The sequence below is a fragment of the Rummeliibacillus pycnus genome (genome assembly GCF_002884495.1).
Taxonomy (GTDB): Bacteria; Bacillota; Bacilli; order Bacillales_A; family Planococcaceae; genus Rummeliibacillus; species Rummeliibacillus pycnus.
The window spans coordinates 1,463,464-1,490,423 of record NZ_KZ614145.1 but is presented as its reverse complement, the minus strand read 5'-3'; the positions used below and the strand labels follow the sequence as shown (position 1 = coordinate 1,490,423).

Annotated in this window: 21 protein-coding genes and 2 pseudogenes; 15 read left to right on the top strand and 8 right to left on the bottom strand. The window is 34.8% G+C overall.

The window, feature by feature from the left end; genetic code table 11:
- Positions 1-98 precede the first annotated feature (98 nt).
- Positions 99-1,292, top strand: a complete 1,194-nt coding sequence (locus tag CEF14_RS07365) for a NupC/NupG family nucleoside CNT transporter (protein ID WP_102692256.1) — start codon at positions 99-101, stop codon at positions 1,290-1,292.
- Between the two features lie 232 nt (positions 1,293-1,524).
- On the opposite strand, the gene CEF14_RS07360 is transcribed toward CEF14_RS07365, so the two are convergent.
- Entirely contained in the window at positions 1,525-2,046 is a 522-nt protein-coding gene (locus tag CEF14_RS07360; protein WP_102692255.1) for a DJ-1/PfpI family protein, read from the bottom strand.
- A gap of 122 nt (positions 2,047-2,168) precedes the next feature.
- Here CEF14_RS07360 and CEF14_RS07355 point away from each other — a divergent pair, with 122 nt between their 5' ends.
- Positions 2,169-2,570, top strand: coding sequence for a winged helix-turn-helix transcriptional regulator (locus tag CEF14_RS07355; protein ID WP_102692254.1), 402 nt, complete (start codon positions 2,169-2,171; stop codon positions 2,568-2,570).
- Between the two features lie 139 nt (positions 2,571-2,709).
- On the opposite strand, the gene CEF14_RS18985 is transcribed toward CEF14_RS07355, so the two are convergent.
- Positions 2,710-2,874, bottom strand: coding sequence for a hypothetical protein (locus CEF14_RS18985; RefSeq protein ID WP_170061474.1), 165 nt, complete (start codon positions 2,872-2,874; stop codon positions 2,710-2,712).
- A gap of 365 nt (positions 2,875-3,239) precedes the next feature.
- On the opposite strand from CEF14_RS18985, the gene CEF14_RS07350 reads away from it, so the two are divergent.
- From CEF14_RS07350 to CEF14_RS07340, 3 genes are all read left to right on the top strand, one after another.
- Positions 3,240-5,009: a glycoside hydrolase family 3 protein gene (locus tag CEF14_RS07350; RefSeq protein ID WP_102692253.1), complete on the top strand. Its 1,770-nt coding sequence runs from the start codon at positions 3,240-3,242 to the stop codon at positions 5,007-5,009.
- 11 nt (positions 5,010-5,020) lie between these two features.
- The gene (locus tag CEF14_RS07345) at positions 5,021-6,691 is read left to right on the top strand and encodes a serine hydrolase domain-containing protein (protein WP_245890095.1); all 1,671 of its coding nucleotides are present in this window, start codon (positions 5,021-5,023) and stop codon (positions 6,689-6,691) included.
- Between the two features lie 911 nt (positions 6,692-7,602).
- On the top strand, positions 7,603-8,076 hold the full coding sequence (locus CEF14_RS07340; RefSeq protein ID WP_245890093.1) for a trimeric intracellular cation channel family protein: 474 nt from the start codon (positions 7,603-7,605) through the stop codon (positions 8,074-8,076).
- A 270-nt stretch (positions 8,077-8,346) separates the two neighbouring features.
- On the opposite strand, the gene CEF14_RS07335 is transcribed toward CEF14_RS07340, so the two are convergent.
- A complete protein-coding gene (locus CEF14_RS07335) occupies positions 8,347-10,014 on the bottom strand; it encodes a MutS-related protein (protein ID WP_102692251.1) in 1,668 nt (555 codons plus the stop codon).
- A 260-nt stretch (positions 10,015-10,274) separates the two neighbouring features.
- On the opposite strand from CEF14_RS07335, the gene CEF14_RS07330 reads away from it, so the two are divergent.
- Positions 10,275-10,688 carry a hotdog family protein gene (locus CEF14_RS07330; protein WP_170061473.1) on the top strand — a complete coding sequence of 138 codons (414 nt, stop codon included), beginning with the start codon at positions 10,275-10,277 and terminating at the stop codon, positions 10,686-10,688.
- An 87-nt stretch (positions 10,689-10,775) separates the two neighbouring features.
- Here the strand turns inward: CEF14_RS07330 and CEF14_RS07325 are convergent, their stop codons facing one another.
- Positions 10,776-12,473, bottom strand: coding sequence for a sigma-54-dependent Fis family transcriptional regulator (locus tag CEF14_RS07325; RefSeq protein WP_170061472.1), 1,698 nt, complete (start codon positions 12,471-12,473; stop codon positions 10,776-10,778).
- A 449-nt stretch (positions 12,474-12,922) separates the two neighbouring features.
- On the opposite strand from CEF14_RS07325, the gene CEF14_RS07320 reads away from it, so the two are divergent.
- The 6 genes and pseudogenes from CEF14_RS07320 (at position 12,923) to CEF14_RS07295 (ending at position 19,414) form a co-directional block, all read left to right on the top strand.
- Positions 12,923-14,080 carry an acyl-CoA dehydrogenase family protein gene (locus CEF14_RS07320; protein WP_211284573.1) on the top strand — a complete coding sequence of 386 codons (1,158 nt, stop codon included), beginning with the start codon at positions 12,923-12,925 and terminating at the stop codon, positions 14,078-14,080.
- 59 nt (positions 14,081-14,139) lie between these two features.
- On the top strand, positions 14,140-15,309 hold the full coding sequence (locus tag CEF14_RS07315) for a CaiB/BaiF CoA transferase family protein (protein WP_102692248.1): 1,170 nt from the start codon (positions 14,140-14,142) through the stop codon (positions 15,307-15,309).
- A 39-nt stretch (positions 15,310-15,348) separates the two neighbouring features.
- A pseudogene (locus CEF14_RS07310) lies at positions 15,349-16,114 on the top strand (SDR family NAD(P)-dependent oxidoreductase).
- A gap of 55 nt (positions 16,115-16,169) precedes the next feature.
- Positions 16,170-17,348: a lipid-transfer protein gene (locus tag CEF14_RS07305; RefSeq protein ID WP_102692247.1), complete on the top strand. Its 1,179-nt coding sequence runs from the start codon at positions 16,170-16,172 to the stop codon at positions 17,346-17,348.
- Between the two features lie 70 nt (positions 17,349-17,418).
- On the top strand, positions 17,419-18,939 hold the full coding sequence (locus CEF14_RS07300) for a long-chain-fatty-acid--CoA ligase (protein ID WP_102692246.1): 1,521 nt from the start codon (positions 17,419-17,421) through the stop codon (positions 18,937-18,939).
- A gap of 83 nt (positions 18,940-19,022) precedes the next feature.
- Positions 19,023-19,414: pseudogene (locus tag CEF14_RS07295) on the top strand (enoyl-CoA hydratase).
- A gap of 129 nt (positions 19,415-19,543) precedes the next feature.
- On the opposite strand, the gene CEF14_RS07290 reads toward CEF14_RS07295, so the two are convergent.
- The gene (locus CEF14_RS07290) at positions 19,544-19,744 is read right to left on the bottom strand and encodes a DUF4017 family protein (protein ID WP_102692245.1); all 201 of its coding nucleotides are present in this window, start codon (positions 19,742-19,744) and stop codon (positions 19,544-19,546) included.
- 342 nt (positions 19,745-20,086) lie between these two features.
- On the opposite strand from CEF14_RS07290, the gene CEF14_RS18980 reads away from it, so the two are divergent.
- Together CEF14_RS18980 and CEF14_RS07285 are read left to right on the top strand one after the other, a co-directional pair.
- Positions 20,087-20,257 carry a hypothetical protein gene (locus CEF14_RS18980; protein WP_170061471.1) on the top strand — a complete coding sequence of 57 codons (171 nt, stop codon included), beginning with the start codon at positions 20,087-20,089 and terminating at the stop codon, positions 20,255-20,257.
- 594 nt (positions 20,258-20,851) lie between these two features.
- Positions 20,852-22,330 (top strand): malate:quinone oxidoreductase, encoded by a 1,479-nt coding sequence (locus CEF14_RS07285; protein WP_102692244.1) that lies wholly within the window; start codon positions 20,852-20,854, stop codon positions 22,328-22,330.
- 205 nt (positions 22,331-22,535) lie between these two features.
- On the opposite strand, the gene CEF14_RS07280 is transcribed toward CEF14_RS07285, so the two are convergent.
- Positions 22,536-24,002, bottom strand: a complete 1,467-nt coding sequence (locus tag CEF14_RS07280) for a S8 family peptidase (RefSeq protein ID WP_102692243.1) — start codon at positions 24,000-24,002, stop codon at positions 22,536-22,538.
- A 314-nt stretch (positions 24,003-24,316) separates the two neighbouring features.
- Between CEF14_RS07280 and CEF14_RS07275 the strand changes: the two genes are divergently transcribed.
- A complete protein-coding gene (locus CEF14_RS07275) occupies positions 24,317-24,934 on the top strand; it encodes an NUDIX hydrolase (protein ID WP_102692242.1) in 618 nt (205 codons plus the stop codon).
- Positions 24,935-25,012: 78 nt separating this feature from the next.
- On the opposite strand, the gene phaC is transcribed toward CEF14_RS07275, so the two are convergent.
- Complete coding sequence (gene phaC, locus CEF14_RS07270) at positions 25,013-26,071, bottom strand: class III poly(R)-hydroxyalkanoic acid synthase subunit PhaC (RefSeq protein ID WP_102692241.1); 1,059 nt, start codon at positions 26,069-26,071, stop codon at positions 25,013-25,015.
- 36 nt (positions 26,072-26,107) lie between these two features.
- On the bottom strand, positions 26,108-26,890 hold the full coding sequence (fabG, locus tag CEF14_RS07265) for a 3-oxoacyl-[acyl-carrier-protein] reductase (RefSeq protein WP_102692240.1): 783 nt from the start codon (positions 26,888-26,890) through the stop codon (positions 26,108-26,110).
- Positions 26,891-26,960 lie beyond the last annotated feature (70 nt).

Genomic DNA, 26,960 nt, shown 5'->3' with positions numbered 1-26,960 from the left:
AACTATTTTTACTCTGACGCACTTACTTTTCATTCTTTCAATTTTGAAAAATGTAAGGGCTTTTTTGTTTCTCATTTTTAAAGCCAGGGGTTGCTAATATGTATTTTCTATTGAATATTTTGGGCGTTTTTATAGTGATGGGAATAGTATTCCTATGTTCGCCTCGAAAGAAAGAAATTAAATGGCGTGCGATTGTTACACTTCTTATAGCTGAAGTATTGATCACGTGGTTTATGTTAAAAACGACAATTGGTGGCTGGATTATCAATAAGATTGCGGCCTTCTTTACTTGGTTAATTAAGTGTGCAAATGAAGGGATTTCATTTGTATGGCCAAGTGCTTTAGCACATCAAAATGTGGACTTTTTCTTTAGCGCGTTGGTTCCAATTATCTTCATCGTAACATTCTTTGATATTTTATCTTATTTCGGTATTTTGACTTGGATTATTGATAAAGTAGGTTGGTTAATTTCAAAGGTATCTGGATTGCCAAAATTAGAAAGTTTCTATTCAATTCAAATGATGTTTTTAGGAAATACGGAAGCATTAGCTGTTATTCGCCATCAATTAGATAACTTGAGTGTGAATCGCTTACTAACATTCGGTATTATGAGCATGAGTTGTATTAGTGGATCGATTGTAGGGGCTTACTTATCAATGGTTCCTGCAGCTTATGTTTTCTGTGCGATTCCTTTAAACTGTTTAAATGCATTACTTGTTGTAAATATGCTACATCCAGTTGATGTTTCGAAAGAAGAAGACATTGTTTATAAACCATCAAAAGAAGAGAAGAAGGACTTCTTCTCAACGATTTCTAACAGTATGTTAGTCGGTATGAACATGGTAATCGTTATTGCTGCTATGTTAATTGGTTATGTTGCTTTAACAGCTGCAGTTAATGGAATTTTAGGTTTGTTTGCACACGGCTTAACGATTCAAAAGATCTTTTCTTACATTTTTAGCCCATTTGCTTATTTACTTGGTTTACCAACAAAGGATGCTATGTATGTTGCAGAACTTATGGGGATGAAATTAGCAACCAATGAGTTTGTTGCTATGCTAGATTTAACCAAACATATTCATTCCATGGCTCCTCATACTGTAGCAGTTGCATCAACATTCTTAACATCATTCGCAAACTTCAGTACAGTTGGTATGATTTACGGTGCATTTAGCTCACTTTTAGATGAAAAGAAATCAGCGATTATCGGTAAAAACATGTGGAAGCTTCTTGTCAGTGGTATTGCTGTTTCACTACTGAGTGCAATGCTTGTTGGGTTATTTGTTTGGTAAATGTAATTCTTAGCTTAATGGAAATGTATGAGTTGAGAGTATAAATAGACAAATCAACAGTGTTATGAATACAAAACAGCTACTTTCTATAATAGAAGGTAGCTGTTTTATATTTGTTATATTTATAATGTGAATCTAATATATTTCCATAAACAATTCCAATGAAATATGATATAGTTTGTCTTATTGATTAAATTTCATTTGGAGTTATTTAAAACGACATTTAGACAGATTATTTCGTTAAATTTGCTACGAGTGCTTCGCCAAATGCTTTTGCACCGTCTGGACCGTCACCTGTAATAATGTCTTCATGAGCTATGACATGTTCGCCTATATAAGTAACACCGAATTCTTTAAGTTTCTCTTTTTGGACATCAACAGGATAGCATGTAGCATTACGCCCTTGCAATAATCCGGTTTCTGCAACCGTAACAGCCCCTGCACAAATCCCTGCAATAAGACGCTTTTGAGAGTACGCTTCTTTTAGCAATTCTTGTACAGATTCGTTATTCCAAAGAAAATCGTTTGTACCTGATCCACCGATTACAGATACTGCATCGAAAGATTTTAAGTCAAGATCATTTAGGGTAACATCAATATGAATTGTACCATTATTATCTCCAACAATAGTTCCTGTAGTTGTACTTGCTACAGTTACTTCCATGTTCGCATTTTCTAATGCAGATTTAGGTTGGAATAATTCATCTTCATTAAAACGTTCTGGCGGGATAATCAATAAAACTTTTTTAGCCATTTTTAAAACCTCCATTCTTTTTACATGTATTATCATAATGATTTTGCCTTTTCAATGGAAGAACGCACTTTTTTATTACATGGTAACAAAAAAGTAACTATAACTTGAAAGGAGACTTTACTTTGACAGAACAACTAAGAAAAGATGTAAAAGAAAAACTAATGAATGGAGAATTTAACTGCGCAAAAGAATTAACATTGTCTATCATCAGTGGTAAATATAAAGTTGTTATTTTATGGCATCTAGGTGTAGAAGGTCCACATCGATTTTTTGAACTGCAAAAGCTGTTCCCAAAAATTTCTCATCGAGTGTTATCCAAACAACTAAAAGAACTACAAGAAGATGGGATAATTGATCGCTATGTTTCTCAAGATACACCTCCAAAAGTTACCTATTTTATGACTGAAGTTGGGGTTACCCTTTTACCGATTGTCCAAATGATGTATGAGTGGGGAACCAATCGTATTAAGCAGTTATATGGAAATGATTTAGAAATTGCCCATCAATGTGAGTGTGAAAAATAAAAAAATATCTATGTATGCGGAATTTGCTAATAAGTATTGAAACGAATTGAACAACAATACAAGTCCTTGATCTATCTTTGGATTAGGGACTTTTTATTTTTTATGAATAGTTTCAATTATAAAAAAAGATGGAATCAGATTAAATAATCTGTCCATCAATAATAATTTGACCAGTTTGGTGATCGTATTCAACTTCTCCCATTGCACCAAGATCGATACCTTCGGGTAATTCTTTTGTTTCAATAACCTGACGATCATTTAAAATAGCTAAATATTTACCGTTGATTAAAACAACTTTTGTCATTGGTTTATACCTCCTTTTCATTTCGTCAAAAATTATATTTTAAATAATATGTACCGATTTAGTTAAAATATAACTACTAACTTGATAATAATTTATGCTGTATTTTTAAGGGAGCATACGCAATTGTCTATATTCGTCATACGAATGAGGTTATTTTTTAGATCTATTGTGAATAATTTGCTTAACAGGATCAGTTCGCTTAGTCACCTTCACCTAGTTACAATTCTTCTTATAAAGAATACAGATCGTTATATTGAGGTTTTCTGATAAAAAGGATATGAAATAGTAAGTATAGAACAATATAGCTGAAGCGTTTTGAATTGAATATGAAAAGTACTAAAAATTGGGGCAAAGGGGGAAAGTGAATGGGGAAACGGGTTGTTATTTCTTTTTTGACATTAGTGCTTCTTTTTACGTTTTCTAATGTTCCTATGTCGGAAGCGAAGATTAAAACAAATGGAAATGAGGATCGAATGGCAAAAAAGTGGGTGAAAGAACAAGTAAAGAACATGTCAATTGAAGAAAAAGTAGGACAACTTTTTATCGTACATGCTTACGGAAAAACAACAATTGATCCAGAGTTTGCTGCAACTAATAGAGAGAAGAATCGTGGAGGTGCAAATTTTAAAGAAATCATTGAGAAATATCATATTGGAGGCGTTATTTACTTTAATTGGTCTCATAATATTGGAAGCCCGGTTGATTTCAATCAAGTGCAATCGTTATCAAATGGTTTACAAGAAATTGCGTTGAAGCAAAAGTCAAAAATCCCTTTATTCATCTCAACGGATCAAGAGGGAGGAGTTGTTGCCCGAATAGCAGAACCTGCAACTGTATTTCCCGGTAATATGGCACTTGGTGCAACAAGATCTGCGGATTTGGCTAAAAAATCAGCTAAAATCATGGGAATAGAATTGAAAAGTTTAGGCGTTAATATGGACTTTGCTCCTGATTTAGATGTCAATATGAATCCTGAAAACCCAGTAATCGGAGTGAGATCCTATTCAGAAAATCCAGATCTAGTTGCTTCACTAGGAATTCGACAGGTCAAGGGACTTCAAAGCCAAAATGTCATTGCGACTGGAAAGCATTTTCCTGGCCATGGCGATACAAATGTAGATTCCCATTATGGGTTACCAATAGTGAATCATAACCTGCAAACATTGAAAAATGTGGATTTAAAACCATTTATACAAGCTATTCAGAATGGGATTGATGCAATTATGACTGCACATATAGTAGTTCCAGCACTCGATGACTCAGGTCTTCCTGCGACATTATCAAAACCAATTATGACAGGTATGCTTCGTGAAAAATTAGGATATGACGGGTTGATTATTACGGATAGTTTAGATATGTCAGGGGCAAATGTTTTGCCAATGGCTGAAGTACCTGTAGCAGCATTTCAAGCGGGGGCAGATATTCTACTGAATCCACCAGATGTAGAAGTTGCATATAATGCCATGCTAAAAGCTGTGAAGACAAAAGAAATAAGTAAACAACGATTGGATCAGTCTGTCTCAAGAATATTGCTAGCAAAATATAAACGGGGAATTATTCTACAGCCTTATGTAAACAAAGATGCAATTCATCTTATTGGAGGGGCTGAACATTTAAAATTTGCAGATCAATTGACGGAAGCTAGCATTACTTTAATTAAAAATGAACACAAAATCTTACCGCTACAGAAGGGGAAAAAACTATTAGTAACAGGCCCTTCAATAGCGAATTCAGAAAGATTGGCTAACCTTCTTATCGAAAAAGGCATGGATTCCATCATTTCTAGTACTGGCACATCCCCAACAACAGATCAAATTCTAACGGCTGTAACATGTGCGCAAAATGTAGATGTCATTATTGTGACAACTTATAATGCTAACACGAATAATGCTCAACAGGCACTTGTTAGAGCTTTGAAACAAACAGGAAAACCTGTTGTTGTAGCATCTATGAGAAACCCTTATGATATTATGGCCTTTCCAGAAGTAGATGCCAATATCTTAACATATGGTAATCGTGATATCTCAACACAAGCATTAACTAAAGTATTAGCAGGGGAAATCCAACCAAATGGAAAGTTACCTGTAACAATACCTAAACTATATGATTTTGGATTTGGTCTTCAGTTAAAATAGGAGGGGTTATTTTGAAAAAGCGGTTATGGAAAATATGTTCAATTGGCATGATAATAGCAATGTTTTCATTAGTCATTCTAGACTTTAGTTATGCATCAAAACTTAAAAAGATAGAGGTGAACTATCAGTATGATCAGTTTTCATGGGATCATCCAGGTTCTTCATCACAATTGTTGCATGATGGTCAACCAAAGGATGCTGGAATGGTGGAGGAACCTTTGAACAAAATCGATCAAATTATCCAAAATGCAATCAACCAAAAAGTGATGCCTGGTGCAGTTGTTTCTATAACAAGAAAAGGAACTACAGTAAAAGAACAAGCATATGGATATGCCTATCGATACTTGGATGACCAATATACCGAATCAGATGAACCTATTTTAATGCAACCCAATACGATTTTTGATATTGCTTCAATTAGTAAAGTTTTTACTACTATTGCAGCAATGCAATTATACGAAAAAGGCAAATTTCAACTCGATGAACCAGTAGCGAAGTATATACCTGAATTTGCGGAAAATGGAAAGAAGAACGTTACTATTCGGCAATTGATGACCCACACATCAGGATTTGACCAAGGAATCGATTTATATAAGAAGGCAGCATCTAGAGAAGAACGTTTAGAAATCGTTTTAAAACATAGTCTATCGAATCCACCTAATTCAAAGTATACGTATAGTGATTTAAATATGATTACACTAGGAGTTCTTGTTGAAAGATTGACAGGGAAAAGACTGGATGAATATGTAAAACAACATATTATAATTCCATTAGGTATGAAAGATACAATGTATAATCCCCCAGCCTCTTTACAACCAAGAATTGCTGCGACAGAATATCAGCCTTGGACTGAAAGAGGTATAGTATGGGGGCAAGTTCACGATGAAAATGCATGGGCTTTAGGTGGTGTAGCTGGCCACGCAGGTGTGTTTTCAACTGCGCACGATTTGACAGTTTTAGGGCAGATGTTATTAAAAGATGGAACATATGATCAAGCGCACATTTTAAAACCTTCAACGGTTAAATTAATGGAGCAAAATATGAATCAAGCGTTTCCTGGTAACGACCATGGTCTTGGTTTTGATGTAAATCAAGGATGGTATATGGATGGATTAACGGATGTGAATACAATAGGGCATACGGGTTTTACAGGAGCTTCTTTAGTGATTAGTCCCAAAAATAAGACCATCGTTATCTTACTAACCAATCGTGTACATCCGACGCGAAATACCCTATCAATAAATCAAACGAGAAGGCTTGTGGCAAGACAGGCTGCAGATGCCATTCCTGTTGCCATTCCAGGAAATAAAAAAGCATGGTTTGCTGGATACGGTGACAAAAAGAATGCCATATTACAAGCTGAAGTGAATATTCATAAACCATCTGTTCTTCATTTTCTAACGTGGTACCGAATGGAAAAAGATGCAGATATCGGGAAAGTTGAAATTTCTCTAGATGGAACAACGTGGAATGAGCTTGGTTTATTTACAGGAACTAGTGATCAATGGCAAGAAAAATCTTACCAATTACCAGCGGGTACGAAGTTTATACGCTTCCAATATATTACTGACAGCACTGTAAATGAAAGAGGATGGTATGTGTTAAAGCCTCAAGTTAAAACGGATCAAAAAAACATCACGCCTGAGTTTACAAGTACTGAATGGGAAACTCGAAATCGGTGATCTATATAGAATTTTTTTAAATTAAAGATGTGTAACGGGATGGAGCGATCAAATCGTTTCACCCTCTTTTTTTGGTGGAGTTTTCAATAAAGTTGCGTTAGTTTTCTTTTTTCAGAACGATGGGTAAAAAAATTCATTATGTCACAACCAAGAATAAATAAGGAATGATTTTGATGGAACAAAACAATTCACGGATTTTCAAATTTCTTTAAGGAACATACAATATTTATCGCAAAGGATAAACCAAGGGTTGCAACTTCTTTATGTTATAGAAGGAGAACTAACAATTGAAACCGATAGCCGTTTTATTGCATTAAAAGAACAAGATATAATCATTATTGCCAAAAGGCTTCAATGACTTTTTTATTAATCAATTTCAACAATCTTCTTTTTAGTTTTGAAATACGAATAAATTGCTTCAATAGTTTTTCGTTCAATAGGTAAAAAACTAACCCTCTTTTTTTGTTGTAAATCTATAAGTGTTAAATTTTTTACTCTTCTTTTTGAGGATTTGCTCAAATATTGACTCAGAAATAAGTAGTAAGCTCATTATAATGAATGTGAAAGAAGTTACTAATTGAATGGAAGGGATAAAAGTATTCCAGCAAGAGCTTTGTGAGAGGGAAAAGTCGATGGTTGCTTAGAATGCTTACATTAACTTTGGGTCAAACTTATAGTGGACATGTTTTATTACAAATACACTTCTTGTTATCATAATTGTGGGTTTGATATTTTCTATCATTTTTGAAAAAAGAAACTTCATTTAAATGACTTCGCTACCATAAACCAGAGGTATTATATCTAATTCCTTGTTAGGGCGATGGCTAGTAACTCGATGATCTCAAAATTTAATGTCAGTTGTTAACCAGAACAGATCTTTACTATTCAGAAAGACTGCATTTGGAGGTGGATTGGTTCGTAATTTAATTGTAGGAATACCAGTTGAAAATATTTGGCAGCAAGAGGATTTATTTAAGGTAGCCATTATCATTATTTTCATTGCATTTATACTTCCGAATAAGTGGATCTACCAGTGGAAGAAGTGGGTCATATTTTTTGATGCTATTGGATTAGCTGCTTTTTCTATACAAGGTGCAAACTGGGCAGTTTCAATTCACGCCCCTTTGATTTCTGTTATCATCGCTTCTACGATGACAGGAGCAGGTGGTGGAATGATTCGGGATGTATTTGTAGGCAGAAAACCGCTTATTTTTCATTCTGAAATATATGCTTTATGGGCAGCATTGGCCGGACTTGTGATTGGGTTAAATTGGGCTCAAGGACCATTTTCTACATTTTCTCTATTAGTTGGAATGGTTGTACTTAGAATACTATCAGTATATTATAATTGGAATTTGCCACGTAAGATTCATGGAAAGTATTGATTGTTGAACTTAGTGTGTAGAAATTAATTCAATTAGCTACTGTTTTTGTTAAGAAATTTTTCCTTTTCTTGGTGAGTAAATTTATCTAAATGATTTTTTATATGGAAAAATTTTCACTAATAGAATTGCTAATATGGAAGTGAACTGAGATATTATCCTCTCCATTCAGACTGTATAGTAACTTGAAAAAATACGAGTTTCTATACAGCCTTTTTCCTAAAATATAGATGGAAGAATAAAAGATTTCGATTGTTGTTATTTAGGAATGTGTTACTGTTCTCTCATTTCTTCCCATTCATGACATTCAGTAAAACACGCGGCTAATTTAGCCGCTTTGTTTGTGATGTTTTCTGGATAATCCAGTATTTCTAGAAGCTTAATCGCATTTCTCGTTTTCGATGGTCCAGGATGGATTGTATAATCAAAATAGACATTACCATTTTCAATTGATTCACGAAAGTGATAATTTTCATATACTTTACTAGCTATTACTGTTAATTCAATATCATGAGAAGCGATAATATTCATGCCTTTGTTTAAAGAAAGCCATTCCATAATTGAAGCGGATGCTGCTATTCTTTCAATTGTGTTTGTTCCTTTTAGTATTTCATCAATAAAAGAGATACACGGTTTACCTTGTTCACACAATTGAATAATCCTTTTCAGTGATTTGATCTCGGCTATAAAGTAACTGTCGCCATCTAATACATTATCCTGAATGGCCATTGAAGATACGATATAACTTGGTTTCATTGTCCAGCTTTCTGCCAAAACTGTATTAATGGTTTGAGCCAAAATCGCATTAATCGCAATTGCCTTAATATACGTTGATTTTCCGGATGCGTTTGACCCGGTAATGAGTGTACTCTTTCCTAATATCGATGAATTTGTCACTGGATTTTTAATTAGTGGATGAACCATATTTTTGAACGAAAGTTCTTCTTCCTCCACAAAAGTAGGAGTACAATATGCATGATGTGATTTACGGTAAAATGCGACAGCTATTGCTGCATCCAATTGTCCAATCAGTTCCCATAATTCATGGAATTCTACTTTATTATTTGAAATCGTTTTAATGATATTGTTATATGAAATAAAGTCCAATAAAAATATTATTCGAATATACTCAAAAAAAGCATCGATATCTCCTTCGCCTTTACCAATTGAAGCTAATCTGTCCAAAAATAAAACCTTTTTGATGGGTTCCACATTTTTGTTAAACTCATTTGCTAAGTTTGTAAATTGTGGGTGTTTAACAGAAGCAAAGCGTTTTCCAGTATGAATGATGGATGCTATATAAGATATGGAATACAAACTATTTTCTAATCTTGGTTTGTTTTTATAGTATATTGTAGCGTTCATTAGAAAAGATCCCATTAAACTCAGAATTCCGTATTTTAGGTTATAAAACATCAGAAAAATTGAAGCAATTGGTAATAATGCAAGAAGTACATAAATACCCGCATATTTAATTTTACTGAACTCTTCATAGAAAAAAGAAGATGAGTTGGTATAATCCTTTTTTCCAAGCCCAGATAGTATTAATAGAATCTCTTCTCTTAATGACTGATTGTTTCCAAGTAATGTATACAGTTCTTCTTCATCTTGTATGTTTTCAAGAGTTGGATCAATATCTCGAAGTTGATTAAATAAGTATTCTGATCCGACCGAAGTCTGTGTGTAATTGATTTTTTGGAAAACCGTGTGCATATCTAAATCATCCCACGTCAACTGGTCAACACCGTCATAATTGGGATTATGATTTTTTTTATTTTTCCAGTACATTGATATGGATTGATCATTTTCACTATGTGCTAAAAACTCTCCTGATTCCCATTCATCCCGAAATTTTTTTAGCTTTTTTTTATTTTTCGTCAATAAATGATAGCCTCCAAAAACAACTGCAACAATAATAAGTAAAAGAACTAAATTCCCCAACTTTTCATCACTCCTAATAGCCTACTAAATAAACTGTTAATTTGTATTATTTTCTAAATTATATTTTAGCAAATAGATTCTTGACAATGTAAATTAATATTATAATTTTAAGTTTATGGAAATGAATAATAAACAATTTACAATCTGTAAAGCATTCTAAACATCAGTCGTTAAGAAAGTCTTACAGATTGTTTTTGTATAAGCCACGAGAATAGAGAGTATTATTTGGCATAGTAATTGCAAGGGTATGGATTGAGGTGATGAAATTGAAATTTAATGACATCACCATTGGGCAAAGGTTTGAGAAAGAATTTTATAAAATGGACAAAGATGAAATAATATCATTTTACAGTTTGATCCACAATATTTGCATGTCGATGAAGAGAAGGTGCAACTTAGTAGATTTAAAGGAAGGGCTACATACAATTTGTGTTTCCTTTAAACTATGGACCGATTTAAATGTATTAGGAGACGATCTTATTGCTGGTACAGGAATTGATCAATTAAAGTTTGTACGACCTGTTTTTCCTGATGTTCTTCTTTATATCATGACTGAGGTTATTGATAAGCAAGAGAGAAGGGAAGATGGGGAAGTCATTTTGCAATTATTATCCTTTAAAAATGATAGGGAATTGGTGTTAAAAGCACATATTTCAGCATTAGTCTCGAAATAATAAATTACTCGGTAAATTATTAATAAGTAATAGAGAAAAAAGTCGTCTAGTGTATACGACTTTTTTCATTTCATATTGTTCTTAGTTCTATTCTATTTGATATTTCTTCATTTTTGCGTAGAGCCATGGTCTGCTGATACCCAGTAGTTGACTTGCTTTTGTTTTATTTCCTTTTGCTTCTTTTAAAGCCAAGATGATCAGATCTTTTTCGGTTGTGTTTAACCTATCTTGATAGGAAGAGGTTGTCTTGTAGTTTGGAATATCTTTTTCTGTGGTTGTGTTGAAATCAGCGATATTTTCTGCATCGATATAGTCGCCGATTTTTAAATTGGCGGCTCTTTCTAGAGCATTGTGTAATTCTCGTATATTGCCGGGCCATGAATGTTGCATAAGTTTTGTTAAAGCAGAGTGTGTGACACCACGTATGTAAAACCCACTCTTGTTTAAACGATTAATGATTGCTTGAATGATATCCGGTAAATCTTCCATTCTTTCTCGTAAAGGTGGAATATTTAAACGCATAATATTGAGCCTGTAATAGAGATCTTCTCTGAATTTTCCATCTGCTACGAGTTTTTCGATATTCTGATTGGTGGCAGCGATGATTTTCGTATTTAGATGAATCGTTTTTGAACTACCAATTGGTTGAAATTCTTTTTCTTGAAGAACACGAAGAATTTTCGTCTGTAAGCTTAATGACATATCACCAATTTCATCTAAAAAGATAGTACCATTTTGCGCCAGTTCAAATTTCCCTTTCTTGCCCCCTTTTTTAGCCCCTGTAAAGGCACCATCTGCATAACCGAAAAATTCTGATTCAAGTAATTCAGGGGGGACAGCCGCACAGTTGACTTGGACAAAGGTTCCCCGTTGTTTCGAGGCAGCATGAATTCCCTGTGCAAATAACTCTTTTCCTGTACCACTTTCTCCAATGATTAAAACAGTAGATATACTGTTAGATGCTAATGTAGCTTCGTGCTTTACTTTGCGAATTGCTTCCGATTCACCCGCGATATCAAAAAATGTATACTTTGTACCTTTCATCTCACTTATTTCATTTTGATAATCAGATAACTGTTTTTCTAACTTTTTCACCTTTGTCAAGGCTTCGTGTAAATGTGTTAATCCACGATAAGTTACTTTACAGATTGCGCTAATTGTTTTGCCATTTTCTTTAATCGGCAATATCGTAATCAGAGATTGTTGTCCCTCGATAATCTGCGGTGTATTGTGAATGCTAATCCCACTTTTGATGACATTTTCAATCGCTAATTCCGGAAATAATTCTGTAGTAGACTTTCCAAAAACTTCTTTACTTTTTAATCCAAATAAATCCGTGAAACCTTTATTCACCTTAGTAATTTCAGATCTTTGATTAACAACAATAATGGCATCATAAGCAAACTCTAGGACAGAGGATAATTGACAGTATACAACATTGTAAGACCAAAGAAGTTGCTCGGTTGATATAAGGCCAATAGGAATCATTTCATCGTTCACAACAGGTGCATGGCCTACATTATGTTTCAACAGCAAAGGTCTAATTTCTTCAATATCTTCAGTTGGGCGAATGTATATAGGGCGATCATTATAATAATGTTCAACTGTTAAATCTAAGGAAGTCTGGGTAGCTAATAGTTGGAAAATTTTATTTTTCGTAATAATCCCTATTAATTTACCGTGATGATTTACTACTGGAAGAATATTAGATTGCGTTTCTGTAAACAGTGGAAGTATTTCTCTAATGGTTTGTTCTTTGATGCAGGATTTAAAATTTGTTTTCATAAGATCAGAAATGAGCACAGTCATCAAATCCTTTCGAAGGTGATAGAAATAACCGTTAATAAATCTTTACTATTTTATTAACAATTTACAATATTCTGTTAATTATAGTTTACAACATAAGTACATAAAAAGCTTTTGTTTATAAAATTCATATAAAAAAATAGGAGCATTTAATGATAATCAATTTTGTTCATTGTGAATCGAAAGATGGAGAATTCTCAAAAATGCATTTGTATTTTCTTCGTGCGATGTTAATTCAATGAAGCTTATACAATGTCCTGTTGGAAAGCGCAGTCTGTAGTGGAACATCCAAGTCTAATAGTAAAAGGTTAATGTGTTGTAACATTCGTATCTAACTCAAATGGAGTTATAAAATTGACAAATAAAAAATGGCATGAAAATTGCAAACTAAGTAGTTTAAAAGACTATCAAAGCGGGGAGGATACAACATGAAATCAATGGCGATCGAAGAAGAAATTACATTGTTTAAAAGAACAATTCAGGCGTTTGCTAAAAAAGAAATTGAAGATCATTACAATAAATGGGAAGAAGATGGCATTATTCCAAAAGAGCTATGGAGAAGGTTCGGAGATGAAGGATTGCTTTGTGTTGATATTCCTCAGCAGTATGGAGGATTAGGAGCACCATTCCACTTTTCCGCAAGTATTATTGATGAATTCAGTAGACTAGGATTTAATTCTATTTCAGGAAACTTGGCTGTTCATTCGAATATAGTAGCACATTACATTCTTAACTCAGGTACAGAAGAACAAAAAGCATACTATTTACCAAAGATGGTAACGGGTGAATTTGTTGGAGCAATTGCTATGAGTGAACCAGCTGCTGGAAGTGATCTGCAAGGAATCAAAACAACTGCAGTCAAAAATGAAGTAACAGGTAATTATCACATTAACGGATCCAAGACATTTATCTCGAATGGTCAACATTTTGATTTTGCCATCGTTGTAACCAAAACAAATCAACGTGTCCCTGCATCCAAAGGAACGACCCTCTTTATAGTGGATGCTAATAGTAAAGGGCTTATAAAAGGAAAGAAACTAAAGAAAATCGGTCAACATTCAGCTGATACTTCTGAATTATTTTTTGAAGATATTGTTGTAAAGCCAAGCCAAGTTTTAGGAGAAGTCGATCGTGGCTTCATCACATTAATGCATGAATTACCAAGAGAAAGAACGATACTTGCTGTTGGTGCATGTGGTGCTATGGAAGGAGCTTTGGAAATTACAGTGAAATACCTTCATGAAAGAGAAGCATTTGGTGCACCTCTTAGTAAACTTCAAACAGTTCGACATAAAATTGCTGAAATGACTACCGAAGCCAAAGTCAATCGCGCTTATGTCAATCAATGCATAGACCTATTACAAAATAATCAGTTAACTACTGCAGCTGCTAGTATTGCAAAGCTCTCTTCAACAGAAGCACAAGGTCGAGTTGTTGATGGGTGCTTACAGTTATTTGGAGGATATGGTTATATGGAGGAATATCCAATTTCAAGAGCATTTACAGATGCAAGAGTACAGCGCATTTATGGAGGAACATCTGAAATTATGAAGGAAATTATTAGTAAGGATGTTCTAGGAAAGTAAGGGTTCCTAATAATTCATAATATCAATCATATAATAGAGTTTCACAAGGAGGGCGAAATATGGGGATTTTATCCGGTTTGAAAATTTTAGATTTCACAACCCTTTTGCCAGGTCCATTTGCAACGATGATGCTAGCAGATATGGGTGCTGATGTATTAAAAATAGAGTCACCAGAACGTGTAGATCTTACAAAAGTTTTGGGCCCGATAGATGGTGAAGTTTCAGCGGTATTCGGACATCTTAATCGATCGAAACGATCTTTAGCATTGGATTTGAAAAAAGAAGAAGCAAAAGAAGTGATCTATCAATTAGTAAAAGATTATGACATTGTTGTTGAGCAATTTAGACCAGGCGTTATGGATCGATTGGGCATTGGCTATGAAAAATTGAAAGAAATTAATCCAAAAATTATTTATTGCTCCATTACAGGATACGGTCAAACTGGCCCTCTTCGTAATCGTGCAGGTCATGATATTAATTATTTGTCTTTAGCAGGTGTTGCAAGTTATTCCTTTAGAAAAAATCAAAGTCCTGTTCCGTCTGGAATTCAAGTTGCAGATCTTGCGGGTGGATCGCTTCCAGCTGTAGTTGGTATTTTAGCAGCCGTATACCATAGAGAAAAAACAGGGGAAGGTCAATCAATCGATTTAAGTATAACGGATGCAGTTTTTGCATTAAATGCTATGTATGGTTCCGGCTATTTAGTTGGAGGAATAGAACCCGAAGCTGAATCATTCCTATTAAATGGTGGAGGGTTCTACGATTTCTACGAAACAAAGGATCAACGCTATTTTTCTGTTGGCAGTTTGGAACCACAATTTCAATTACGGCTCTGTGAATTAATAGGAGATCTAAATTTACTTGAGTTAAGTAGTAGTGACAATTCGGAGAGTCAACAAGCATTTAAAAAGATTCTAACGGAAACATTTAAAAAGAAGACATTTGAAGAATGGCTCAAAATTCTCGGAGATGATTTTGACGGCTGTATCGAACCTGTTTTGCAATTCTCTGAATCTGTCGCACATCCACAAATAGAGACAAGAGGTTTAGTAGTCGAAGTACCTAAACTAGTTGGAGGGACACAACAACAGATTGCCTTTCCGATTAAGTTTTCGACACAACCCGCTGAGTACCGATTTACGGGTGTACAAACAGGGACTCATACAGTAGAAATTTTAAAAGAATTGGGGTTTGATTCAGAAACCATTAATAGACTTACGAATCAGTAGAGATCGAGCAAGTAAACGAAAAAAAGGAGATGTTCAAAATTGAATTTACAAGATAAGGTAGCAGTAGTTACAGGAGGAGCTTCAGGTTTAGGGCTTGCTACTGTAACCAGATTAATTGAAAAAGGTGCAAAGGTCATCATTTTTGATGTAAATGCAGAGAAAGCAAAAGAAGCAGTGGCACAATTTGGAGAAAATGTTCAATTTGCACTGGTCAATGTTTCAAATGAGGAATCCGTCCAAAATGGAATCAATCAGGTGATAAACTCATTTGGAGCGATTCACATATGTGTCAACTGTGCAGGTGTTGGCACACCCGGGAAAACAATTGGGAGAAATGGCGTATTACCTTTAGAAGATTTCAATAAAGTAATCGCTGTGAATCTAACTGGCACATTTAATGTATTAAGATTAGCCGCAAATGAAGAATAATGAACCACTTACTGACTCAGGAGAACGAGGGGTAATTGTCAATACGGCTTCTGTCGCCGCTTTTGATGGACAAATGGGGCAAGCGGCATATGGAGCAAGTAAAGCTGGAGTAGCGGGGATGACATTACCAATATCTCGCGATTTATCTCAGTATGGCATTCGTGTGAATACAATTGCACCAGGCTTATTTATGACACCAATGGCAGCAGGTTTATCTGAGAAGGTAATTCAGAAGTTATCAGAAAGTGTGGAGTTTCCAAAACGATTAGGTAGACCCTATGAGTATGCGGAGTTGGCTACTTTTATCATGGAACATGAATATCTGAATGGTGAAGTCATTCGTTTAGATGGTGGTATTCGAATGTCACCTCGATAAAAGAGATCAATTTAATAAGAATAGATGTATGAATACGAAAAATAGGAGGACTTTTATGGGAAGCCAAGCGAATGTAATTGGAGTAAGTATGGTGAAGTTTGAGAAGCCAGGAAGAAACGAGCCTTATGAAATCATGGCAACCAAAGCAATTCGAGGAGCTCTTGCTGATGCAGGTATTGATTTATCAGATGTGAATCAAGCGTATGCTAGCTATGTTTATGGTGACAGTACCTGTGGTCAAACAGCGTTGTACCGAGTGGGAATGACAGGTATTCCGATTATTAATGTCAATAATAATTGCTCATCGGGTTCAACAGCTCTATATATGGCAAGACAAGCAGTTGAATCAGGAGTAGCTAATTGTGTACTAGCATTTGGCTTTGAAGAGATGAAGCCAGGCGTAATAGGTGATAATTGGACAGATCGAACTTCACCTTTCCAATGGCTTTCCAACAGTTTTGAGGAACTAAATCCTGAATTACCTGATGGTCCAGTTGCATTAAAAGTTTTTGGTGCTGCAGGTTTAGAATATCTAAAAAAATATGATGCAAATTTGGATATATTCGGAAAAGTGGCTATAAAATCACGAAAACATGCTGTCAACAACCCATATTCCTTATTTACACAAGAATTACAATTAGATGAGGTCATGAATGCTCCAGTTATCTATCCGGGACTCACGAGATATATGGCCTGTCCACCAACATGCGGAGCAGCCGCAGTAATTGTTTGTAGCGATCAGTTTGCCCAAAAACATAATATCCATAAAGCAGTGAAAATTGTTGCTCAATCTATGACAACGGATATGCCTGATAGTATTTCGGATAGTATACATTTAGTAGGTAGCAATATGTCTGCTCGTGCAGCGCAAGCAGTATTTGAAAAGGCAGGTGTGGAACCATCTGATATAGATGTAGTTGAACTTCATGACTGCTTTACACCAAATGAAGTAATCACTTATGAAGCATTAGGACTTTGCGGTGAAGGAGAAGCAACGAAATTGATCAATGATGGGGACAATACGTACGGTGGAAAATATGTCATCAATCCGTCTGGTGGCTTAATGTCAAAAGGTCATCCTCTTGGCGCAACAGGTTTGGCACAATGTACGGAGTTAGTATGGCAATTGCGTGGAGATGCAGGAAATCGACAAGTAGAAGGAGCAAAATTTGCATTACAACATAACTTAGGGCTCGGTGGTGCTTGTGTTGTAACTTTATATGAAAAAGGGTAATACGTTTTTCATATTCAAATAGATTGGCACGAGTAAACATTCTAATTTTTAAAAAAGGGGCGAATTACTTATGAATATCGTTCAAGCATTGGAGTGTAATGCAGTAAGACATCCATTAAAGGAAGCCTTACTCTATCAAGATCAACACTATACTTATGAGGAATTTAATAAAACCGTCAATCAATTTGCACATGGATTAATTGAAAATGGTGTGAAAAAAGGTGATAAAGTAGCACTTATGATGAAAAACTCAGACTACTTTATCATTTCTTATTTTGCGCTTGCAAAAATCGGTGCAGTCATTGTTCCGTTGAATTTTAGATTGCTATACAAAGAACTTGCGTACATTATTCATCATTCGGAGTCAAAGCATATTATTACAGATACTGAATTTGAAGAAGAAATGGTAAAAGCAATTGGAAACGATATCATCATTGAAAATAGAATTTCTGTTCCAAATGCAAATAACCAATCTTTTAAATCATACCATCAATGCTTTTCAAGGAATGAATCTAATCCTTCAATAGATATCTCAAACACAGATGATTTAACAATTATGTATACATCAGGTACAACAGGTTTCCCTAAAGGTGCCGTATTCGATCACGAACGTATTAAAAACGTAATTTTACAAACTAGTTTGTCCCTTGGTTATCACCCAAAAGAAAGATGGCTACATTTTGCGCCACTTTTCCATTGCGCACAGCTACACCTTTGTCTGCTTCCGCAATTATATCTTGGTGGTTTTGGTGTTATTTATAGCGAATTTATTCCAACGACTATATTGAGTGATATTGGAAAATATAAAATTACCAATATGTTAGCAGTTCCAACAATGTATATAGCTTTTTTACAAATTCCGAAAAAAAACCATTTTGATTTTTCATCCATGCAAAAGTTTCTTTATGGTGCTGCCCCAATGTCCAAAGAAGTTGTAACAAAAAGTATTGCTTATTTTGGGTCAAGTAATTTTTATAGTCTATGTGGTCAAACAGAAACTGGACCTGCTGCTATTATTTTATATCCAGAGGATCACGACGAACATGCGGGAATGTCAGGAAAATACGCGATGTTGAACACCTTAGTGGATATAGTAACTTCAACTGGCGAATCAGCGAAAATAGGGCAGATAGGGGAGCTTATTTTCAAGGCGCCATCCATTATGAAAGGGTATTATAAAAATCCAGAGGCAACAAGTCAGACAATTCGAAATGGTTGGTTATATTCAGGGGATTTAGCAGTTAGAAATGAAGAGGGCTATATTCTATTAGTTGACAGAAGTAAGGATATGATTATTTCTGGTGGAGAAAACATCTACTCTATAGAAGTAGAAAATACTATTGCAACGTATAAAGGGGTTGCAGAAGTAGCGATTATCGGAACTCCTGACCCTAACTGGGGAGAGGTTGTAACTGCTATCATCGTTCAAAAGGATGGCCATTCATTAACGGAGGAAGAAATTATTGCATTTACAAAACAAAATTTAGCAGGTTACAAATGCCCGAAAAAAGTAATCTTCGAGGATAGGCTACCGAGAAACGCATCTGGAAAGCTAATGAAGTATCAACTTAGACAAAAATTTAAAGTATAAAAAAATGAAGATGAAAATGTTTGCGATAAATAAAATAGTTAGATTTCCAATAACATATCAGCTTTAAGGGAGGAAGAATGTATATGTCCTTAAAAGTAGGAGACATTATTTCATTTGAAAGGACTTTTACATTAAGAGATGTTGAAATATTCACTGAAATCTCAGTGGGTTTCATCATAGAACTCTAGATGAGCAGGGGCGATTTGTTGTTCAAGGACTATTGACAGCAACTCTACCAACAAAAGTAGTGGGAGATAATAATGTACTTGCTCGTAATATGAATTTTGAATTTATAAAACCTGTGTTTACGGGAGGTACAATTATTTGTGAAGTGAAAATAGAAAAATACGAATGGCAAGAAGATAAAATTCGAACTGCTATTTACGCGTCTTTTTCATGTGGAAATCAGAATGATCAAGAAGTCTTAAAAGGGCATTTTTCGGGTGTAATTCTATTAACACTTCATTTTTTATAAGTTGGAAACAAAAACGCATTGTAAACTAATGCGTTTTTGTCTGAATATAAATTCGATATCGAATATAGAACTGCGATAGATAAGATATAATAGATCATTTAATTTTTGTTCAATTTATACACAAAATTGCTATCCTTTAATTACTTTGTTTAAACGTTTTTTCTTCACAAAATATGTTATGAATAATACAACAATTAAAACTGGAATAGCGTATAGCTGTCCTACAAGTAATTTCCAGCTTATCGTATCATAACTGTCAGAAGCAGGTGCTACGATAGCGAGAAGACATACAAGCAAATAGGCTAATAATGGCGCTAAAATTGTTTTCAAAATGTATCACTTCTTTCCTTATCATTAATTCAATTTCATAATACAAAAATCTAATAAACAATAATATTTACATATTGCTAATTTTGATAATGCAAACTGTAGATATAGTCTCCATAAAAGCTTCTTCTGTAACTGAACATCAAAATAGGAATAGATGAAGTAATGCTTGGAGTTTAAAACAAAAATATGGAAAATCCCATTAGAAAAAATCCTTTATCCATTATTATAATGTATAGTTTCCTTTTTGTTACTAAAAATATCCAATGATGTTTTCCATGCGACACTTTGAGGAAATAAGCTATAATATAAATGTAAAAAAATGAAACGTTCGAGGAGTTATATATGGGCATATTAAAATTAGAAAATATTGAATTAATGCTAGCAGATGCAAAAGAAACATTAGAGCAATTACAGTTTGCTGAAGAGATTGATCCAACAACAGCTGAATTAATAGAGCTAACAAAAGAGCAAATTGAAGAACTTGAAGAGATGAAAAAAGAATTAAACGCATAATTGTGATTATAAATAATGTAGCTTTGCACAAAATGAAATGTGTAAGGCTATTTTTTAGTTGAAGAATGTTATTGAATTTTAAGGACACAGAACCATGCACACTTGTGACAAATTCACTTAAAAATTGTTAGGTTAAACAACCTTTGGAGTTTTTAAGCGGCTAAGGAAATATCATACTATTTTATAGTCTGTTATATAACGGATTATGTGGATTATATTGGTTATGAAGTTTAGGGATAAGAGATTCAAAACCTAAGTGCAGAGGATGGTTACTAAAAAAATCCAGTTTAATGAAGCTAAAAGCACAAGCGTTTGACTGGTAACATGCAACTAAATTCTAAAGTTGTAGCATGACCATGGATTTTATAAGTTTCTTAGGTCTTGTGGACGAAATTCTCACTTTTACCATCTTTTAATTAACTTATAACTGTAATATAATAGTGGATATTTTAATTTATAAATAATTGTGATACACTAAGATAAGGTTATTATTGATACAGAAAAGGTGTGTGATTAGGTTGCGCCTAATTGCTGATTCCTAGACAGGCGCACCTACATCCTTTCTGCAAATATTAGGGTATAAGGAAGGTAAAAATGAGTAACGGACAAAATAAAACAGATGTTATCTTAATTGGTGCCGGAATCATGAGTGCTACTTTAGGAACACTCCTGAAAGAATTAGTACCGGAATGGAATATTAAAGTATTTGAGAAACTTGATAAACCAGGTGAAGAAAGCTCTAATGAATGGAACAATGCAGGAACAGGGCACTCTGCATTATGTGAGCTTAACTACACTCCTGAAAAAAATGGTGTAATCGAAACAACTAAAGCAGTAAACGTTAACGAACAATTCCAAGTTTCAAGACAATTTTGGTCATATCTTGTTAACAACAAAAAAATCACCAATCCACAAGACTTTATTATGCCGCTTCCTCATATGAGTTTAGTGCAAGGGGCGAATAATGTAGAATTCTTGAAAAAACGTTTTGAAGCGCTTTCAAAAAATCATCTATTCGAAGGTATGGAATTCTCTGATGATCCAAAAAAACTGAAAGAATGGATTCCGCTTATTATGGATGGACGTACATCTAACGAACCGATTGCAGCAACAAAAATTGATTCTGGTACGGACGTTAACTTCGGTGCTTTAACTCGTATGTTATTTGATAACTTAAAAAATCAAAATGTCGAAATTAACTATAAACATCAAGTTAAAGATATGAAACGTAATAGCGATGGTTCATGGGGAGTAAAAGTAATCAACGCTAACGGTCAAGTTGAACGCCATAGTGCGAAATTTGTCTTTATCGGTGCTGGTGGTGGAAGTCTACCAATCCTTCAAAAAACAGGTATTCCTGAAAGTAAACACGTTGGTGGTTTCCCAGTAAGCGGTTTATTCCTAGTATGTAAAAACCCTAAAGTTGTTGAACAACATCATGCAAAAGTATATGGTAAAGCAGCAGTTGGTGCACCACCAATGTCTGTACCACACCTTGATACACGCTATATTGATAACAAAAAATCATTACTATTTGGCCCATTTGCAGGCTTCTCGCCTAAGTTCTTAAAAACTGGTTCAAATATGGACTTAATTGGTTCTGTAAAACCAAACAATGTCTTCACTATGTTAGCGGCTGGTGCCAAAAACATGGATTTAACGAAGTACTTAATTCAACAACTTATGTTATCGAAAGAACAACGCATTGAAGAGTTACGTGAATTCGTTCCAAACGCTAAAAGCGAAGATTGGGATATTGTCGTAGCTGGTCAACGTGTACAAGTTATTAAAGATACTGAAGCTGGCGGAAAAGGTACACTTCAATTCGGTACAGAAGTGATCACAGGTGCAGATGGTTCAGTAGCTGCATTACTAGGTGCATCTCCTGGTGCTTCTACTGCAGTTCCAGTTATGCTTAATGTCATCAAAAAATGTTTCCCACAACGTATGAAAGAATGGGAACCAAAAATCAAAGAAATGATTCCTTCTTATGGTTTAAAACTAATCGAAAACCCAGAATTATTCAAAGAACTTCATGCTTCAACAGCAAAAGCTCTTCGTCTAAGCAAATAAGTTAAGATATTTTTCATTCATGGACAAACATCCTTGAATGAAAAGGAATTAATTAAAAATAAGGAACCTTCAATTCACCTTTGGATTGAAGGTTCTTTCTTTTTGTAATGTGTAGTTATAGGGTGGACCCATTACTAATCTTAAAACAAAAAGCTTCATATAAAATAAAAACCGCTAAGATTGTTCTCAGCGGTTTTCTTAGTTTCTACTTACCCTTAGATTTATCATTCGATAAGAAATTATAAATATTCACTTCACCTGATCCATAAAGTGGATCTTCTCCAACTTTACCTAAATCAATAGCACTTTTTCTGATGGCAGCTGCTACTTGCGCAGGATTATACTCAGGGTGAGCAGCTTTAATGACTCCAGCAACTCCAGCGACTTTCGGTGCTGCCATGGAAGTTCCATGTAAATAAGAGTAGCCATGCCATTTCCCGTCACTGAATTTCGTAGTTGCATTCTCGCCTACTGGATAAGTAGGGTAAGTTGACAATGTACGATAAGTGAAATCACGTCTATCTAAATAGTTTCCAGCTGGGTTCTGACGATATAAACTATCATATAATGGACCGTTATCTCCTCCAGGACCTGCTACATCAATGGTACTGCCGTAATTAGAGTAAAATGCAATATTATTATTTGACCATTCATTAGATGACGATACTGTAATAACGCCAGGAATTTGTGCTGGTGCTACACGCGAAGGACCTTTTATATCTAATCCGTAGTTATCTTTCCAATACGCCTGCATATCATGTAAATCATTCAAGTTTTTTGAGTCATTGCCAGCAGACACTACAACAGTAACTCCTTTTTGAATCGCGTATTGAACGGCACGGTGATAGGCTACCATTGAAGCAGAATCACCTTTTTCATCTAAGTTATGAGCCATCCATCGCCATCCACCAATGGACATATTAATGACTGCTACTCCATCGTTTGCTGCTGCTACAATAGCATCGGTAATCCATGACTGTTGTGCTCCTCCAGTTGCTCCAAAAACACGGTATGCTCTGACCGTTAAATCAGGGCCTACACCTTTAACCTTTCCATTTGCTGCAATCGATCCAGCAACATGTGTTCCGTGACCATTTTGGTCCCAAGCATCTTTTGTACCTGGTACAAAGGTTTTTGATCCCGCCAAATCGGCATTATTTTTTAAATCAGGATGGCTAAAATCGATTCCTGTATCGATGACGGCTACAACAGTATCATGATTACCTTTATTTAACTTATATGAATCACCATCATGAGTTAAACGTTGCATGTCCCATTGTTTGTCCCAATAGTTTTCTGCATTAGGGTCCAATGTAACCTTCTGACCATTTGGAGTTCCAGGAGTAAAATTAATAGTATCATCCGGATCAGTTTCTAAGTATGCTTGAAGTTCTTTTCCAGCTGATTGAACATTTGTATTTTGTTTTATAGTTGAAAGAAAAGTGGTGTCAGAGGATGTAGCTTCTACAATACCAATTTCAGGAATCACCCTTTCTACCGAACCTCCCGCCTTTGATATAGACTCTGAGAGTTTATCAGGTAGCTTCCCTTTGTACGCTATTACATAATGTTCCTGCTCCTGTGCAGCCTTTGTTTTCATCGTTGGAACACCAGCTAGTAGTGACAATGATAGAGCAGAGCAGATTGAAAACATTGCTAATTTCTTTTTCATTTAATTTCCTCCTTATAATTTGTCATGTATCGAAATAGTTTATGCGATTCAATATAATTACTGAACCAATAATCTGTACATCATAAATAATGCATTAAATTACCTAACTATAGTTTATATTTATTCAAATTATTACACTCTTAATTGTTACTAATAGACTACTAGTAAGTGATATTTGTATAAATAAATGGACTAAGGCTGTCCAGTATATTTTGCAGATGGTGACATACTTTTATTATTAGCTTAAACTATTTATCCATTAAACTTTTATGATACGATAAGTACAACATAAATTTTGAGGTGAGCGAAAATTCATGTTCCTAGACAAACTGAAGCAACAATTAAAACAAAATCAACCGCTATTCATAGGAGAAGAGACCGCTTTTCGTTCAGCTGTTTTGATTCCATTAGTGAAAGTACATGGAGAATGGCATATCCTTTTCGAGGTACGATCATACACAATGAGAAAACAGCCAGGGGATATTAGTTTTCCTGGTGGTCGAATCGATCCAACAGATCCGTCGCCATTTTCTGCAGCTTTGCGAGAAACAAATGAGGAATTAGGAATTGACCCAAACACTGTTAATAGTTTAGGATCATTAAGTCCTTATATTGCTTCTCCTTCATTTGTCGTCTATCCATTTGTTGCAACCATTGATTATGATCAAATTATTCATTCCTACAACAAAGAAGAGGTTGAAGAGGTATTTACGGTACCTATTAAATGGTTATTAAATTATAAACCATATATGCATTTAGTATCGGTTCAACCAGTACCTTCGCCCGATTTTCCTTTTGAAAAAATTATGAAGGGTACTCAGTATCAATGGAGAGCTCGTTCAATGGAAGAATGGTTTTATGATTATGAGAAGTATACAATTTGGGGATTAACAGCTAGAATATTAAAACACTTTATAGACTCTATAAAATAAGAGATGGTTTAAACTTGAAGGAAATACTAATAAAAGAAAAGAAGCGACGGGGTAAATCCGTTGCTTCTTTTTTGGGAATTATTTTGAATTTTCATTGATCCAATTTTCAATATAAGGATGAATTTCTTTGATGGCTTTGCGTCCGGTGACAACTGATATATGACCCGTTTCGACGCTATGAAGTGTTTTATTTTGACTGGACACTTTATCATTTAACGGCGCAACTTGATTTGGTAGAGCAATGTTATCGCGCGTAGCAGAAATGTTCAGAAGATTTGCCTTAATATTGGCTAATCTCACTCTTTCTCCACGAATTTCTAATTCATCATTAATGAGCTTATTTTCTTGGTAGAATTCTCGAATCCACTGTCTATAAGCTTCACCAGGGAATGGAACACCATCGTTGAGCCATTTTTGCATCAGTTTCCAGTTTAAAACAAAGTTATCATCTTCTACACGATCCACTATCGAAACATAAGGACCATACGTAGTTGAAATAGGACTTAGCAATTTATTTCCAAAATCAATCATTTCAAATGGAATATTGCCTAATGTATCTACCAACTTGTCGAGTTGGAAGTATCGTTTATCCAACCATTTTGTAAAGAGCCCGGCATCCGTAAAATCAATTGGACTCGTCAATAAAACAAGATTACGTATAGGAAGATGAGGATTCAGTGCAGTAAAAATTGTTGACATGGTTCCACCAATGCAGTACCCAAGTAAGGTTATTTCTTTTGCTTTTGACTTTCTTAACACTTTTTTGATCGCATGCGGAATATAGTCAACGATATAATCGTCTAATTTCATATGGCGATCTTCATAGCCTGGTACCCCCCAGTCCAAAAGATAGACATCATGACCCTTATTTGATAAATGCTCGATTAAGCTATTGCCAGGATACAGATCTAATATATAGGGCTTATTAATAAGTGCATAAATCATCAAAATGGGTACTTTATTCGTCTTTTTTACTGCGGGTTGATAGCGGTATAATTTTGCTTTGTTTTTTGTCCAAATTACTTCTTTTGGCGTTTGACCAACTTGGGGCTCCGGCTCCATAACGAAAACTTCTGTTAGTCTTTTTACCTTTTTCAAGCTTTCATCAGCTGGAGACTTTAAATCTGAAGCAAGCATATGATACCTCCTACATTTTTAATTTGTATTAATTCGTTACATGTATAATCCACCATTTACATTGATCTCCTGTCCAGTCACGAAGCTCGCTTGAATGAGATAAAGAACAGCTTCCGCTATTTCACTTGTTGTACCTAATCGTTGCATAGGTACTTTGGAAACAATGTTTTCTTTGACATTTTCAGGCATGGCTGCAACCATCTCTGTTTCAATAAACCCAGGGCAAACGGCATTTACGGTAATCCCATTTTTAGCTGTCTCTAAAGCAAGAGATTTCGTAAACCCTAGTATGCCAGCTTTAGATGCCGCATAATTTGTCTGACCAAAGCCACCAGCTTGGCCGATAATAGAACTAATATTAATGATTCTTCCATACTTTCTTTCAATCATGTGATTAATAATTGCAGATGTTGTATGGAAAATCCCGTTTAAATTGACATTAATCACTTGATCCCATTCGTCTTTTGACATTTTACGGAATGAGCGATCTTTTGTAATGCCAGCATTATTAATAAGAATATCTACTTTAGAAAACTGTTTTAATACTTCTTCTATTAGGTGTTTTGAATCTTCTGCTTCACTAACATTCGCTCTTAATGCAATTGCATGACCGCCTTTTTCTGTAATTTCATGGATCACTTTTTGCATTTTTTCTTCAGATGAGCTATAAGTGGCAACAACTGTTGCACCTTTATCTGCTAATACTTTTGCTATTTCTGCACCAATTCCACGTGACGCACCTGTAACGATTGCTACTTGATTTGCTAGTGGTTTAAAAAGGGTAGTTTGTCTTACTTCTTTTAGTTCTGTTGCTGACATAAAAAATCACTCCTTAATTTATCATTTTTATTTGAAATTAATAGTTAATAGAATATTTATGATTGATAGA

What these genes read in the sequence shown, in the direction of transcription:
- CEF14_RS07365 (WP_102692256.1), top strand. Translation starts at nt 99, where the DNA reads ATGTATTTTCTATTGAATATTTTGGGCGTTTTTATAGTGATGGGAATA.
- CEF14_RS07360 (WP_102692255.1), bottom strand. Translation starts at nt 2,046, where the DNA reads ATGGCTAAAAAAGTTTTATTGATTATCCCGCCAGAACGTTTTAATGAA.
- CEF14_RS18985 (WP_170061474.1), bottom strand. Translation starts at nt 2,874, where the DNA reads ATGACAAAAGTTGTTTTAATCAACGGTAAATATTTAGCTATTTTAAAT.
- CEF14_RS07350 (WP_102692253.1), top strand. Translation starts at nt 3,240, where the DNA reads ATGGGGAAACGGGTTGTTATTTCTTTTTTGACATTAGTGCTTCTTTTT.
- CEF14_RS07330 (WP_170061473.1), top strand. Translation starts at nt 10,275, where the DNA reads ATGAAATTGAAATTTAATGACATCACCATTGGGCAAAGGTTTGAGAAA.
- CEF14_RS07325 (WP_170061472.1), bottom strand. Translation starts at nt 12,473, where the DNA reads ATGAAAACAAATTTTAAATCCTGCATCAAAGAACAAACCATTAGAGAA.
- CEF14_RS07320 (WP_211284573.1), top strand. Translation starts at nt 12,923, where the DNA reads ATGAAATCAATGGCGATCGAAGAAGAAATTACATTGTTTAAAAGAACA.
- CEF14_RS07315 (WP_102692248.1), top strand. Translation starts at nt 14,140, where the DNA reads ATGGGGATTTTATCCGGTTTGAAAATTTTAGATTTCACAACCCTTTTG.
- CEF14_RS07305 (WP_102692247.1), top strand. Translation starts at nt 16,170, where the DNA reads ATGGGAAGCCAAGCGAATGTAATTGGAGTAAGTATGGTGAAGTTTGAG.
- CEF14_RS07300 (WP_102692246.1), top strand. Translation starts at nt 17,419, where the DNA reads ATGAATATCGTTCAAGCATTGGAGTGTAATGCAGTAAGACATCCATTA.
- CEF14_RS18980 (WP_170061471.1), top strand. Translation starts at nt 20,087, where the DNA reads ATGGGCATATTAAAATTAGAAAATATTGAATTAATGCTAGCAGATGCA.
- CEF14_RS07285 (WP_102692244.1), top strand. Translation starts at nt 20,852, where the DNA reads ATGAGTAACGGACAAAATAAAACAGATGTTATCTTAATTGGTGCCGGA.
- CEF14_RS07280 (WP_102692243.1), bottom strand. Translation starts at nt 24,002, where the DNA reads ATGAAAAAGAAATTAGCAATGTTTTCAATCTGCTCTGCTCTATCATTG.
- CEF14_RS07275 (WP_102692242.1), top strand. Translation starts at nt 24,317, where the DNA reads ATGTTCCTAGACAAACTGAAGCAACAATTAAAACAAAATCAACCGCTA.
- phaC (WP_102692241.1), bottom strand. Translation starts at nt 26,071, where the DNA reads ATGCTTGCTTCAGATTTAAAGTCTCCAGCTGATGAAAGCTTGAAAAAG.
- fabG (WP_102692240.1), bottom strand. Translation starts at nt 26,890, where the DNA reads ATGTCAGCAACAGAACTAAAAGAAGTAAGACAAACTACCCTTTTTAAA.